Here is a 12,498-nt window from a genome sequence, read left to right as displayed (position 1 = left end):
CGCAAACTCAGTACTTGGGGCCTGAACGGGTGTTGTTGCCCTTGGCCAGGCGGTCGTAGAGCACCACGTTGACGGTGGCGGCGAGGTTCATGCAGCCGGTGGTCGGGATGTAGACCACGTCTTCACACCAGTCGCGGATCTCTTTGTCGAGGGAGCCGTCCTCGGGGCCGAAGATGTACAGCGCGCGGTCGGGGTGGGTGTATTCGGGCAGCGGCCGGGCGCCGTCCACCAGCTCCACGGCGACCGGGATGCAGCCCAGGGGCAGGATCTTTTTCAAGTCATCGATGCCGATCAGCGGAATGTCGTGGTGGACCTTCTTGGTGTCGGTGATGAAATCCCGCGCACGCTCGTAACGCACGCCGGTGTAGAACACCGAGGCCACGCCGTAGCAGCCGGCGGCGCGCATCACCGAGCCGACGTTTTCGGGGGATTTGGGGTTGTACAGACCGATGCAGCTGTAGCGTTTATTGCCCACGGGGAAGGGTGCCTTGGCGGAAAAAACGCGATTATACGGTGCTGAGGGTTGTGGTGCTTGGGGGATCGCTATCGCAGGCAAGCCAGCTCCCACAGTTGACTGCATTCCAACGTTGAAATGCAGTCAACTGTGGGAGCTGGCTTGCCTGCGATGAGGCCAGTACCGACAAAGAAGATCTCAGTCGTCTTTCTTCATCAGTCCAGCCAACGCCGCAAACGGGTTATGCGTGGCCTTGGCAATCGTCGGGCTGCTGGTCGACCCTTCGCTGAAATACTGCTGGTCGGTATACCGCGAGTGCTCGTTATCGTGGCAATACAGGCACAGCAACTCCCAGTTGGAGCCGTCCTGGGGGTTGTCATCATGGTTATGGTTGCGGTGGTGCACGGTCAGTTCGCTCAGGCGCTTGCCGGAGAACTCACGGGTGCAGCGGCCGCACACGTGGGGGTACATCTTCAGCGCTTTGTCGCGGTAGCCCATTTCCCGGTCGCGCTGGGCATCGGCGAGGATGCGGTCCAGCTTGGCGGTGTGGGAGGGCGGGTTGGTTGAGCTCATCATGGCTCCTATATTTTGGTGGTCACGGTAAGGCTTGATTCTAGCCGTTCTCGGCGCAGTTAGCCCTTGAGCTTTTCGGCAATCCAGATGGTATGGCGGGTGCCTTTGTTGCCGTGGGCGAACACCTGCACTTCTTCGGCCTTGAAGCCGGCCTTGCGCAGTTTGTCGCTGAACAGCTTGTCGGCACTGGCCGACCACACCGCCAGCACGCCCTTGGGCCGCAGGGCCTTGGCGCAGGCGGCCAGGCCACCGGCGGAGTACAGCCAGCTGTTGGCTTTTTGCGTGAGGCCTTCGGGGCCGTTGTCGACGTCGAGCATGATCGCGTCAAACCCCTGGGGTTCGGCTTGCAGCACTTTGGCCACGTCTTCCATGCGGATCACCGTGCGCGGGTCCAGCAGCGGGCGGCCGGATTTTTCCCCCAGCGGGCCACGGTTCCACTCCACCACGCCGGGTACCAACTCGGCGACCACCACTTTGGCGGTCTTGCCCAGATGCTTGAGCGCCGAGGCCAGGGTGAAGCCCATGCCCAGGCCGCCGATCAGCACCCGCGAATCCGCGCGCCCGGCGACCTTGCGGCAGGGGATCTCCGCCAGCGCGTCTTCGGAGCCGTGCATGCGCGTGTTCATCAATTGGCCGCCGTCACCGCCCTGGATCTTGATCACAAAATCCTCGCCGTATTCGAACAGGCACAAGGCACCGCCGTTGTCGGGGATCGGGGTGGTGTCCAGCAGAACGAAACGTTTCATGGAAATCTCATTGGGAAGGGCATTCTTGCGCGGTTGGGAGTAGCCTTGTGGCATTCCGGTCAGGCCATGGAGCCATCGATGAAGTGCAGCATTCTAACGGTCATTGTGTTGAGCGCGCTCACATTGGGTGCGGCGCAGGCTCAGGAGTTGCAAACCGTGCCGGTCGCGCCGGCGCCAACCCCAGGCGCACCGGGCACGCCGACGCCGACGTTGTACCCGCAGGTCACCCCGCCGGTCGCGCCCAAGGCCACGGCCAACGGTTCCCCCGCGCTGGTGCCGATCGTATTGCCGACGCCGCCGAAAGACCAGACCGTGCCCGGCTTGCAGCAGAACGACAGTAAACCGAAGACCCCGGGCGGTTAAAACTGCTGGGAGAGCAATTGCCCGTCGGCCATGCGCAGGCGCTTGGACAGGGCAATGGCGATGGCGCGGATAATCTTCGCGGCAACCCTGGGTGCGTCATTGAGCATTTTTTCCAGGGAGTCCTTGCCCAGGTTCAACAGCACACACTCCGAAGCGGCCACGCAACTGGCGGAGCGCCGCTCGCCATCGAGCACCGCCATTTCGCCAAACGCCCGCCCGCTGCGCAGGGTGGCGATGGTCAGGCGCTGACCGCTGGGGTTGGCTTTCTGCACCGCCACCTGGCCGCTGTGGATGATGCACATAAAGGTGCCGGCATCGCCTTCGAGGAAGATCACTTCGTCCCGGGCCATGCTGCTGATATTGAAGTAGCCGGCGGCGATGTGAAAATCTTCCGGCAGCAGGGCATCGAACAGGCCGCAGTCCATGAGCATGTCGCGGATTTCGTTATTGAGTAAGGTCGGTTCTGGCATAGCGGCAATCTGGGTCCGTCAATCGTGTAGGGCGGTCCTGTGTTCAGACAGGACCGCCGCGCATAGTTCCTAAATCAGCCCCAGCGCCTTGAACACAAATGCATATTCGAGGGCTACGTCACGTAATCCCTGGTAACGCCCGCTCATGCCCCCGTGGCCGGCGCCGAGTTCGGTCTTGAGCAGCAGCAGGTTGTCGTCGGTCTTGGTATCGCGCAGCTTGGCCACCCACTTGGCCGCTTCCCAGTACTGCACGCGGCTGTCGTTGTAGCCGGCGATCACCAGCAGGTGCGGATAAGCCTGGGCGCGGACGTTTTCGTACGGCGCGTAGGCTTTTATCCGCTCGTACACTTCAGGCTCTTGCGGGTTGCCCCACTCGTCGTACTCGGTGATGGTCAGCGGCAGGTCGGGGTCGAGCATGGTGTTGAGCACGTCGACGAACGGCACTTCGGCAATCGCAGCCTGGAACAGCTCCGGGCGCTGGTTGAGCACCGCACCGATCAACAGGCCGCCGGCGCTGCCGCCGCTGATGGCCAGTTGCTTGGAGGTGGTCAAGCCCTCGGCGATCAGGTGTTCGGCGCAGGCGATAAAGTCGCTGAAGGTGTTTTGTTTATGTTCCTGCTTGCCGTTGCGGTACCAGGCCTCACCCAGCTCGCCGCCGCCGCGCACATGCGCAATGGCAAACGCGACGCCGCGGTCCAGCAGGCTCAGGCGCGCGTGGGAGAACCATGGGTCGAGGCTCGAACCGTAGGCGCCGTAGCCGTACAGGTACAGCGGCGTCGGCTTGCCCAGCTGGTCACGCTTGACCACCAGGCTGATGGGCACCTGGGTACCGTCGGCGGACGTCGCCCACAGGCGTTGGCTGACATAGTCGTCGGCGTTGAACACGCCCAGTACCGGGGTTTCCTTGAGCACGACTTGCGTGCCACTGGCCAGTTCCAACTGGCGTACCTGGGCCGGACGGTTCAGGGCTTCGTAGCGCAGGCGGATCTTGTCGCTGGGAAATTCCAGGCTGTTTTGTACGTAGAGGCTGTAGGCGGCGTCGGGCAATTCCACGCGATAGGCAGGCAGACCCTCTGGATGCACTTCGATCACCGGCAGGCCACCTATGCGCAGGCTCAAGGTCATGGCGTGGGCATTGAGGCTCACGCCGTCGAGCATCACGTCGTCGCTGTGGGGGATCAGGTTCTGCCACTCGGCCTCGGTCGGCACGTCGCCAATGTCGGTCGCGGTGAACAAGGCGTAGTTGATGCCGTCACGGTTGCTGCGGATAAACCAGGTCCAGGCGCCATTCAGTTGGCCGTGGTCGACGTCGTATTCATGGTCCTCGACCCGTGGTGCCAGGCAGGTGAAGTCGAGGTGTGGCTGCTCGGCGTCCAGCGCCCAGATTTCGCTGGTGGTCTTGCTGCCCAGGGCCAGCAGCAACTGGCGTTCGGAGCTGGAACGGTAGCAATGCAGGAAGAAACGTCCGTCGGGCTCGTGGAACACTTCCTGCGCCGCCGTGCCGTCCAGGCGATAGCGATACAGCTTGTGCGGGCGATGGGTATCGTCCAGCTCGCCGAAGAACAGGGTCAGGCTGTCATTGGCCCAGGTCATGCTGCCGTCGCAGTCTTCGAACTCCAGTTCGCTGACTTTGCCGGTGGCCAATTCCTTCACGTACAGGGTGAAAATCTCTTCACCACTGGTATCCAGGCTGTAGGCCAGGCGCTGGTGGTCGGGGCTGATGCTGAACGCGCCCAGGGAGAAAAAGCCGCCGTTGGCCAGCACGTTCGGGTCCAGCAGCAGCTCTTCGCTGCTGTCGTCCACCTGGTTGCTGTCATCCGCCGGGCGGCGGCAGCGGTAGTGGCGGGCGTATTCGTCACCGGCGGTGGTGCGCGTGTAATACAGGTACGGCCCCCACGGTGAAGGCAGGGACAGGTCGGTTTCGAGGATGCGGCCCTTGATCTCGTCGAACAGGGTTTCACGCAGGGCCTGCTGGTCGGCGAGCTGGGCTTCCTGCCAGGCGTTTTCGGCCTTGAGGTAATCGAGGACTTCAGTGCTGTCGCGTTCCTGCAACCAGGCGTAAGGATCCTGGCCTGGGGCCTTGCGGGCAATCGGAGCGGGCGATGTAGGCATGGATTAATCTCTATCTGGCGGACGGTGGCAGGCTTTACAGCCGCGACACGCAAAAGCCGTTATCATAGCCGCCTGTTTGCCTACGTTGCCATGGACACCATGACCGAGAACGACTATCTGACCGCTTGGGGCCTCTACGCCTTCGCCGCTTTGGGCTGCCTGTTGGTGTGGTGGCGCATGACCCGCTGGATCTGGCGCTGGCTGCGCGAGCCGCTGCAATTGCTGATGGCGGTGTTGCTGTTCAGCCCGACCATCGTCGACCCGGTCAAGACCCAGTTCGCCCCCGCCGTGGCCATCACCGCGCTGGACCTGGTGCTCAAGGTCGGCAACAACGCCTGGCGGGCCATTTCCGACTTGTTCATGTACACGATGATCGCCTTTGCCGTGTACCTGGTGATCGTGCTGATCCGCTGGCCCATCGAGCGCGCCGCCAAGGCCCGCCGCGAGCGCAAGGCCGCCGCCGATGCCGCCCTGGCCGCCGAGCCGGCCGAGGATGATGACGAACCTTTCCACCGCCCGGCCCCTGTGAGCGGCATGCGCGTCGAACCGCGCCTTTAACGTTGTAGCGAGAGCCCTGGCATGTGTGAATTATTGGGCATGAGTGCCAACGTCCCCACCGACATCGTGTTCAGCTTTACCGGGCTGATGCAGCGTGGTGGCCGCACCGGCCCCCATCGTGACGGTTGGGGCATTGCCTTTTATGAAGGCCGTGGCCTGCGTCTGTTCCAGGACCCGGCGGCGAGCAGTGAGTCGGAAGTCGCGCTGCTGGTGCAGCGTTATCCGATCAAAAGTGAAGTGGTGATTGGCCATATCCGCCAGGCCAACGTGGGCAAGGTGTGCCTGTCCAACACCCACCCGTTCGTGCGCGAGCTGTGGGGGCGCAACTGGTGTTTCGCCCACAACGGCCAACTGGCGGACTTCAACCCGCGCGCCACGTTCTATCGGCCGGTGGGCGATACCGACAGCGAAGCGGCCTTCTGCGACCTGCTCAACCGCGTGCGTGAAGCCTTCCCCGAGCCGGTGGACATCGAGCAGGTGCTGCCCGACCTGATCGCCGCCTGCGCCGAATACCGCAGCAAAGGCGTGTTCAATTGCCTGCTCAGCGACGGCGACTGGCTGTTTTGCTACTGCTCGACCAAGCTGGCACAAATCACCCGTCGCGCGCCGTTTGGCCCGGCGCGCTTGAAAGATGTCGACGTGATCGTCGATTTTCAGGCCGAAACCACGCCCAATGACGTGGTCACGGTGATCGCCACCGAGCCACTGACCGACAACGAAAACTGGACCCGCTACGAACCGGGCCAATGGAGCCTGTGGCGACGCGGTGAATGCGTCAGCCAGGGCATCACCGAGTAAGGATATCGACCATGTTGCTCAGCTATCTGCGGTTGGTGTTGTTTGCCATCGGTTTGTTGGTCGGCGTACAGGTGCCGGGGTTTATCAACGACTACGCCAAGCGCGTCGAAGCTCACCTGATCGAGGCCCAGACCGGCTTGCGCGGGTTTGACGCCACCGCGCAGCAGTTCTTCAAGGGTGACTTGCAGGCCCTGGTGGCGCATTACCGCGCCAGTGATGACCCGGTGTTCCAGAGCGACGCCAACAGCCTGGGCGCGATGCTTGACCGCCAGGTGGCGTTGGACAAGCAATTCCAGGCGATGCAAGGGCCGTGGTACATCCGCGTGCTGCAAGTGGCGGTGGCGGCTGACCCGGATATCCGCCTGGAGACCTGGAACGGCTACAGCTACCAGATCCTGCTGACGCCAGAGGCCATGGGCTGGGGGCTGGGCGGGGCGATGCTGTTGTCGTTCGGGCTGGAATGCCTGTTCCGGCTGATCGATTGGGTGGTGTTGGGCGGCAAGCGCTTGCGCCAGAGCCGGCCGATTGAAGAGCGTGACCTGAAAGGTTTGTAAGTCAAACACAGTTCAAAATGTGGGAGCTGGCTTGCCTGCGATAGCGGTGTGTCAGCTTGCTTATCTGCCACTGATTCACCGCCATCGCAGGCAAGCCAGCTCCCACAGTTTTCAATCGGGTTTTGCCAGTTGCATCCGCTCGGGGCCGACTTCCTCCGCATACCGCGCCACCACCTTCTGGCACAACCCGACAATCTCCTCCACCAACTCCACCCCCACGCGCCATGACACCACCACCTGCAAGTTCGGCAGTTTCTGCGCCATCGGCAACATCACCAATTCCCCCCGCGCCAGCTCTTCCATCACCAGCACCGGCGGCAGCGCGCCGATGCCGAAGCCATCGCGCAGCAAGCGGGTAATCGCCGACACCGAATTCACGCAGTTCATCCGTGGCGCGGCCACGCCGTTGGCCTGCATCAGGCGCAGCACGTCCTGGTGCGGGTGGGAGTTTTTCGAGTAGGTGATGATGCGCTCCTGGGCCAGTTCGGCGAGGGACGCGTAGTCGCGGTGGTAGATCGACTGGCTGGCGACGATCCAGGCCATGGGGTGGCTGCACAGCTCCAGGCTGCGCACGGTTTCGAGGCGTAGCAGGTCGGTTTGCAGGATCAGGTCGAGGAAGCCTTTTTGCAGCTGATCGCTGAGGTTCAATGCGGTATCGGCGACCAATTCGATTTCCACCAGGGGGAAATGGTCCATCAGTTCCGCCACCAACGGGCTGAGCCAGGTGTGGATCACCGTGTCCATCGCGCCGATGCGGATGCGCCCGACCTTGCTGCTGGTGGTCTCCAGGGACTGCTTCAAGCCCTGCATGGTCACCATCATCTGCTCGGCGTAATCGAGCACCTTCACGCCTTCCGGGGTCAGGCTCACGCCGCGTGAATCGCGCAGAAACAACTTCACCCCCAGTTCGCTTTCCAGCACCGCGATGCGGCTGGAGATCGAGGCCTGGGTGGTGAACAACTTCTCGGCGGTCAGGCGAAAGCTCTTGAGCTTGGCCACCCAGACGAAGGTTTCGAGGAACTTCAAATTCATGGGATCAACTTTTTCTTATGCATGGATCGGTTTTTATTAGTTGGACGCCGCACCGGGACAGCGCCAAAAATCGAGCTATTCCACGATAAGCGTCGTAGGGGGGTCAGGACAAGTTGCGAGTTCTGTGTAAAAAATCCCACACTACAAAAAAATAAAACCTACAGGAGCGACCACTGTGAGCCGCCTGCTACTGAATTGCGACATCGGCGAAAGCTTTGGCAACTGGACCCTGAGTCTGGACGCCGAGGTCATGCCGTTCATCGATTGCGCCAACGTGGCCTGCGGTTTCCATGCCGGCGACCCGAGCATCATGCGCAAGACTGTCAGCCTGGCGCTCAAGCACGGCGTGCAAGTGGGCGCACACCCCGCCTATCAGGATTTGCAAGGCTTCGGCCGCCGCTCCATGACCTACACGCCGCAGGAAATCCATGACCTGCTGCACTACCAGATCGGCGCCCTCGACGGCATCTGCCGGGCGCAAGGCGGGCGGGTGAGCTACGTCAAACCCCACGGCGCGATGTACAACGACATGATGGCCAACCCGACGCAATTGCGCGCCGTGATCCAGGCCGTTGCCGCGTACGGCGACCTGCCGCTGATGCTGCTGGCCACCCGCGACAACAGCGCCGCGCAGGCCCTGGGCGATGAGTACGGCGTGACCCTGTGGTTCGAAGCGTTCGCCGACCGTGCCTACGACAACAAGGGCCATCTGGTTTCGCGCCAGTTGCCCGGTGCCGTGCACCATGATGCCGAAACCATCGTGCAGCAGTCCCTGACCATTTCCCGTGGCGAAGCGCTGATCGCCAGCGACGGCAGCCCGCTGGTATTGCAGGCCGATACCCTGTGCGTCCACGGGGACAACGCCAGTTCGGTCGCCGCCGTGCAGCGTATCCGCGAGGCATTGAAGAACGCATGAAGCCACGCATTGAAGTAGTGGCCATCGACTGCCTGATGGTGCGTCTGTTTGACGCCATCGCCGAAGCCAATATGCCGTGGATGCTCGCCGCCACCCAGCGCTTGCGCGAGGGCTTTGGCGCGGCGCTGGTGGACCTGGTGCCGTCCTACACCACGCTGATGGTGCATTACGACCTCACCGCGTTGAGCCCGGCCCAGGCGCGGGCATTGATTGATCAAGCCCTGACGGATCTGCAACCGCAAGCCCAGGGCAGCGGCCAGTGCCATGTGCTGCCGGTGTGGTACGACCTGAGTGTCGGCCCTGAGCTGACCTTGCTCAGCCAGCGCAGCGGCTTGAGTGTCGATGAGGTGATCCGCCAGCACAGCGCCCACGAATACCAGGTGTTTGCCCTTGGCTTCGCCCCCGGTTTTGCCTTTATGGGGCTGGTGGACGAAATCCTCGCCACGCCGCGCCTGAGTACGCCACGCAAACGCGTGGCGGCGGGTAGCGTCGGTATCGCCGAACGGCAAACCGCCGCCTATCCGGTGGTATCGCCCGGCGGCTGGAACCTGATCGGCCGCACCCCGGCCAAGCTGTTCGACCGTGATCGCGATGGCTACAGCCTGATGCAGCCCGGCGACACGGTGCGTTTCGCGCCCGTCGACCACGCCGAATTCATCAGGCTGGGTGGCGACGACACCGCGTTGGAGGCCCAGGCATGAGCCGCTTGATCATCGAGGCCAGCACACCGCTGTGCCTGTTGCAGGACGCCGGACGCTTTGGCGTGCGCCACCTCGGCGTGACCCAGGGCGGCGCGCTGGATTGGGTGTCGATGTCTTGGGCCAACTGGCTGCTGGACAACCCGTTGCACGCGCCGGTGGTGGAAATCACCCTGGGCGGCTTCACCCTGCAGGCCGAGGAGTATTGCTTGCTGGCGTTGGCCGGTGCGGATCTGGGTGCATACATCGACGAACGGGCCATCAGCCCCGGCCGCAGTTTTATCCTGCAAAAGGGTCAGCGTTTGCGCTTTACCCAGCCGTGCAACGGTGCGCGGGCGTATCTCGCTGCACCGGGCGGGTTTGACGCGCCAGATGTGCTGGGCAGTTGCGCCACGGTTGTGCGTGAGGAACTGGGCGGTGTGGATGGTTTTGGCAAGGCATTGGTCGAAGGCGGGCGCCTGGCCTATTCCGGTACAGGCGGCGCCATGAAGGTACTGAGTGCGCAGGATCTGCGATCCGATAAACCGTTGGATGTGATCGTCGGCGCGCAGATCGGCCAGTTCAGCGGGCAAAGCCTGTTCGACGCGTTCAACACCGAGTGGTCCCTGGACAGCCGCGCCGACCGCATGGGCATGCGCCTGCTGGGCACGCCGTTGCAGTACCAGGGGCCGTCGCTGATTTCCGAAGGGATTCCGTTGGGGGCGATCCAGGTGCCGCCGGATGGGCAGCCGATTGTGTTGCTTAATGATCGGCAGACGATTGGCGGTTACCCGCGCTTGGGCGCGTTGACGCCGTTGGCGCTGGCGCGGCTGGCGCAGTGTTTGCCGGGGGAGAAGGTCAGGTTGGCGCCAGTGGTGCAGGAGACGGCGCATCGGCAGCACATCGACTATTTGCAGCGGTTTTTGAATGGCTAAAAGCATCGCAGGCAAGCCAGCTCCCACAGTTGAATGCATTTCAAAGCTGGAATGCATTCCCCTGTGGGAGCTGGCTTGCCTGCGATAGCGCCAGCGAATACACCGCTTATTTGGACAGAAAACGCATCCCTTCTTCCAACCCTCGAAGGGTCAGCGGATACATCTGATCCTCCACCAACTCCCGCACAATCCCCGTCGACGCCGTATACCCCCAGGTGTCCTTCGGATACGGGTTAATCCAGATCAGCTTCTTGTACTTGGCCATGAAGCGCTGCATCCACACATACCCCGGCTCTTCATTCCAATGCTCGACACTGCCGCCGGCCTGGGTGATTTCATACGGCGCCATCGACGCATCGCCGATAAAGATCACTTTGTAGTCCGCGCCGTACTTGTGCAGCAGGTCCTGGGTGGAGGTGCGTTCCGAGGTGCGGCGCTGATTGTTCTTCCACACCGACTCGTACACGAAGTTATGGAAGTAGAAGTACTCCAGGTGCTTGAACTCGGTCTTGCACGCCGAGAACAGCTCTTCGCAGATCTTCACGTGGGCATCCATCGAGCCGCCGATGTCGAACAACAGCAGCAGCTTGATGGTGTTGCGCCGCTCCGGGCGCATCTGGATATTCAGCAAACCGGCGTCGCGGGCGGTGTGGTCGATGGTGCCGTCGATGTCCAGCTCTTCCGCCGCACCCTGGCGCGCGAATTTGCGCAGGCGGCGCAGGGCGATCTTGATGTTGCGCGTGCCCAGTTCCACCTGGTCGTCGAGGTTCTTGTACTCGCGCTGGTCCCAGACCTTCACCGCCTTGCCCTGGCGCTTGCCCGCGTCGCCGACGCGAATGCCTTCCGGATTGTAGCCGCCGGAACCGAACGGGCTGGTGCCGCCAGTGCCGATCCATTTATTGCCACCGGCATGGCGTTCTTTCTGTTCTTCCAGGCGTTTCTTGAACTCTTCGATCAGCTTGTCGAGGCCGCCGAGGGATTGGATTTGCGCGCGTTCTTCATCGCTCAGCGAACGTTCGAACTCCTTGCGCAACCAGTCTTCGGGGATCAGCGCCTGCAAGTGGTCGTCGAGTTTTTCCAGGCCATTGAAATAGGCGCCGAAAGCCCGGTCGAACTTGTCGAAGTGCCGCTCGTCCTTGACCAGGATCGCCCGGGCCAAGTAGTAGAACTCGTCCATGTCGGCGAAGGTCACGCGCATTTTCAGGGCGTTGATCAAGTCGAGCAGCTCGCGCACCGACACCGGCACCTTGGCGGCGCGCATTTCATTGAACAGGTTGAGCAGCATCAGCGGTTACCGCGACGGCTCATGAACGCCAGACGCTCCAGCAGCTGCACGTCTTGCTCGTTCTTCACCAAGGCGCCGGCCAGCGGCGGGATCGCTTTGGTTGGGTCGCGTTCGCGCAACACGGCTTCGCCGATATTGTCGGCCATCAGCAGCTTGAGCCAGTCCACCAGTTCGGAGGTGGACGGCTTCTTCTTCAGGCCGGGCACCTTGCGCACGTCGAAGAACACGTCCAGCGCTTCGCTGACCAGGTCCTTCTTGATGTCGGGGTAGTGCACATCGACGATCTTTTGCAGGGTGGTGCGGTCGGGGAAGGCGATGTAGTGGAAGAAGCAGCGGCGCAGGAACGCGTCCGGCAGTTCTTTTTCGTTGTTGGAGGTAATGATGATGATCGGGCGTTTCTTCGCCTTGATGGTCTCGTCGATTTCGTAGACGTAGAACTCCATCTTGTCGAGTTCTTGCAGCAGGTCGTTGGGAAACTCGATGTCGGCCTTGTCGATTTCATCGATCAGCAGGATCACCCGCTCCTCGGACTCGAAGGCTTCCCAGAGCTTGCCCTTTTTCAGGTAGTTGCGCACGTCGTGGACCTTGTCCACGCCCAGTTGCGAGTCGCGCAGGCGGCTCACCGCGTCGTACTCGTACAGGCCCTGATGGGCCTTGGTGGTGGACTTGATGTGCCAGGTGATCAGCCTGGCGCCGAAGGATTCGGCCAGTTGCTCGGCGAGCATGGTCTTGCCGGTGCCGGGTTCGCCCTTGACCAGCAGCGGCCGCTCCAGGGTGATGGCGGCGTTGACGGCCAGTTTCAGGTCGTCAGTGGCAACGTAGGCCTGGGTGCCTTCGAACTTCATCGGTGTTTCCTCGCATTCATCAATGCCCGGACTATACCGCGCAGCCCCGGCGACTGTGAACGCAGACGGGTTATTCAGTCTCTGAATGGGCGGTCACGACCTAAGTGTGTACTCGTACCCATGTGGGAGCTGGCTTGCCTGCGATAGCGGTGTATCAGCTAAAGATGTTCAAGCTGACAG

At 62.2% G+C, this 12,498-nt stretch carries 15 protein-coding genes; 7 read left to right on the top strand and 8 right to left on the bottom strand.

Annotated elements, in window-relative coordinates; all coding sequences use genetic code 11:
* Positions 1–7: 7 nt before the first annotated feature.
* The 3 genes from B348_RS0111620 to B348_RS0111610 form a co-directional block, all read right to left on the bottom strand.
* A complete protein-coding gene (locus tag B348_RS0111620) occupies positions 8–475 on the bottom strand; it encodes an RNA methyltransferase (RefSeq protein ID WP_014717486.1) in 468 nt (155 codons plus the stop codon).
* 177 nt (positions 476–652) lie between these two features.
* Entirely contained in the window at positions 653–1,027 is a 375-nt protein-coding gene (locus B348_RS0111615) for a YajD family HNH nuclease (protein WP_017736286.1), read from the bottom strand.
* Between the two features lie 59 nt (positions 1,028–1,086).
* A complete protein-coding gene (locus B348_RS0111610) occupies positions 1,087–1,773 on the bottom strand; it encodes a spermidine synthase (protein ID WP_017736285.1) in 687 nt (228 codons plus the stop codon).
* A gap of 78 nt (positions 1,774–1,851) precedes the next feature.
* Between B348_RS0111610 and B348_RS0111605 the strand changes: the two genes are divergently transcribed.
* A complete protein-coding gene (locus tag B348_RS0111605; protein WP_017736284.1) occupies positions 1,852–2,136 on the top strand; it encodes a hypothetical protein in 285 nt (94 codons plus the stop codon).
* On the opposite strand, the gene B348_RS0111600 is transcribed toward B348_RS0111605, so the two are convergent.
* A complete protein-coding gene (locus tag B348_RS0111600) occupies positions 2,133–2,606 on the bottom strand; it encodes a cyclic nucleotide-binding domain-containing protein (protein ID WP_017736283.1) in 474 nt (157 codons plus the stop codon). The genes B348_RS0111605 and B348_RS0111600 overlap by 4 nt on opposite strands.
* 69 nt (positions 2,607–2,675) lie before the next feature.
* Entirely contained in the window at positions 2,676–4,718 is a 2,043-nt protein-coding gene (locus B348_RS0111595) for a S9 family peptidase (protein WP_017736282.1), read from the bottom strand.
* Between the two features lie 24 nt (positions 4,719–4,742).
* Between B348_RS0111595 and B348_RS0111590 the strand changes: the two genes are divergently transcribed.
* The 3 genes from B348_RS0111590 to B348_RS0111580 are packed head-to-tail and all read left to right on the top strand — an operon-like array spanning position 4,743 to position 6,628.
* Entirely contained in the window at positions 4,743–5,276 is a 534-nt protein-coding gene (locus B348_RS0111590; RefSeq protein WP_017736281.1) for a hypothetical protein, read from the top strand.
* Positions 5,277–5,297: 21 nt separating this feature from the next.
* Positions 5,298–6,074 carry a class II glutamine amidotransferase gene (locus B348_RS0111585; protein WP_026136743.1) on the top strand — a complete coding sequence of 259 codons (777 nt, stop codon included), beginning with the start codon at positions 5,298–5,300 and terminating at the stop codon, positions 6,072–6,074.
* A gap of 11 nt (positions 6,075–6,085) precedes the next feature.
* Positions 6,086–6,628, top strand: a complete 543-nt coding sequence (locus B348_RS0111580) for a DUF2937 family protein (RefSeq protein WP_017736279.1) — start codon at positions 6,086–6,088, stop codon at positions 6,626–6,628.
* Between the two features lie 111 nt (positions 6,629–6,739).
* Here B348_RS0111580 and B348_RS0111575 read toward each other — a convergent pair whose 3' ends face one another.
* Positions 6,740–7,660, bottom strand: coding sequence for a LysR family transcriptional regulator (locus B348_RS0111575; RefSeq protein ID WP_017736278.1), 921 nt, complete (start codon positions 7,658–7,660; stop codon positions 6,740–6,742).
* A gap of 175 nt (positions 7,661–7,835) precedes the next feature.
* On the opposite strand from B348_RS0111575, the gene B348_RS0111570 reads away from it, so the two are divergent.
* From B348_RS0111570 to B348_RS0111560, 3 genes are read left to right on the top strand one after another with little or no spacing between them, the layout of a single operon-like run.
* The gene (locus B348_RS0111570; RefSeq protein WP_017736277.1) at positions 7,836–8,576 is read left to right on the top strand and encodes a 5-oxoprolinase subunit PxpA; all 741 of its coding nucleotides are present in this window, start codon (positions 7,836–7,838) and stop codon (positions 8,574–8,576) included.
* Positions 8,573–9,277, top strand: a complete 705-nt coding sequence (gene pxpB / locus B348_RS0111565; protein WP_017736276.1) for a 5-oxoprolinase subunit PxpB — start codon at positions 8,573–8,575, stop codon at positions 9,275–9,277. Before B348_RS0111570 ends, pxpB begins: the two co-directional genes overlap by 4 nt.
* Positions 9,274–10,188, top strand: a complete 915-nt coding sequence (locus B348_RS0111560) for a biotin-dependent carboxyltransferase family protein (protein WP_017736275.1) — start codon at positions 9,274–9,276, stop codon at positions 10,186–10,188. Before pxpB ends, B348_RS0111560 begins: the two co-directional genes overlap by 4 nt.
* A gap of 106 nt (positions 10,189–10,294) precedes the next feature.
* Here B348_RS0111560 and B348_RS0111555 read toward each other — a convergent pair whose 3' ends face one another.
* Both B348_RS0111555 and B348_RS0111550 read right to left on the bottom strand, forming a co-directional pair.
* Positions 10,295–11,473 (bottom strand): VWA domain-containing protein, encoded by a 1,179-nt coding sequence (locus B348_RS0111555; RefSeq protein ID WP_017736274.1) that lies wholly within the window; start codon positions 11,471–11,473, stop codon positions 10,295–10,297.
* On the bottom strand, positions 11,473–12,318 hold the full coding sequence (locus B348_RS0111550) for a MoxR family ATPase (RefSeq protein WP_003189627.1): 846 nt from the start codon (positions 12,316–12,318) through the stop codon (positions 11,473–11,475). Before B348_RS0111550 ends, B348_RS0111555 begins: the two co-directional genes overlap by 1 nt.
* Between the last annotated feature and the right edge of the window lie 180 nt (positions 12,319–12,498).

The sequence above is a fragment of the Pseudomonas sp. CBZ-4 genome (assembly GCF_000346755.1).
Classification (GTDB): domain Bacteria; phylum Pseudomonadota; class Gammaproteobacteria; order Pseudomonadales; family Pseudomonadaceae; genus Aquipseudomonas.
This window is presented reverse-complemented; position numbering and strand designations above follow the sequence as displayed.

Bases quoted from the DNA above. Each gene is read 5' to 3' on its own strand.
- B348_RS0111560 (WP_017736275.1), top strand. From the start codon at position 9,274: ATGAGCCGCTTGATCATCGAGGCCAGCACACCGCTGTGCCTGTTGCAG.
- B348_RS0111595 (WP_017736282.1), bottom strand. From the start codon at position 4,718: ATGCCTACATCGCCCGCTCCGATTGCCCGCAAGGCCCCAGGCCAGGAT.
- B348_RS0111615 (WP_017736286.1), bottom strand. From the start codon at position 1,027: ATGAGCTCAACCAACCCGCCCTCCCACACCGCCAAGCTGGACCGCATC.
- B348_RS0111585 (WP_026136743.1), top strand. From the start codon at position 5,298: ATGTGTGAATTATTGGGCATGAGTGCCAACGTCCCCACCGACATCGTG.
- B348_RS0111575 (WP_017736278.1), bottom strand. From the start codon at position 7,660: ATGAATTTGAAGTTCCTCGAAACCTTCGTCTGGGTGGCCAAGCTCAAG.
- B348_RS0111610 (WP_017736285.1), bottom strand. From the start codon at position 1,773: ATGAAACGTTTCGTTCTGCTGGACACCACCCCGATCCCCGACAACGGC.
- B348_RS0111550 (WP_003189627.1), bottom strand. From the start codon at position 12,318: ATGAAGTTCGAAGGCACCCAGGCCTACGTTGCCACTGACGACCTGAAA.
- B348_RS0111580 (WP_017736279.1), top strand. From the start codon at position 6,086: ATGTTGCTCAGCTATCTGCGGTTGGTGTTGTTTGCCATCGGTTTGTTG.
- pxpB (WP_017736276.1), top strand. From the start codon at position 8,573: ATGAAGCCACGCATTGAAGTAGTGGCCATCGACTGCCTGATGGTGCGT.
- B348_RS0111600 (WP_017736283.1), bottom strand. From the start codon at position 2,606: ATGCCAGAACCGACCTTACTCAATAACGAAATCCGCGACATGCTCATG.
- B348_RS0111605 (WP_017736284.1), top strand. From the start codon at position 1,852: ATGAAGTGCAGCATTCTAACGGTCATTGTGTTGAGCGCGCTCACATTG.
- B348_RS0111555 (WP_017736274.1), bottom strand. From the start codon at position 11,473: ATGCTGCTCAACCTGTTCAATGAAATGCGCGCCGCCAAGGTGCCGGTG.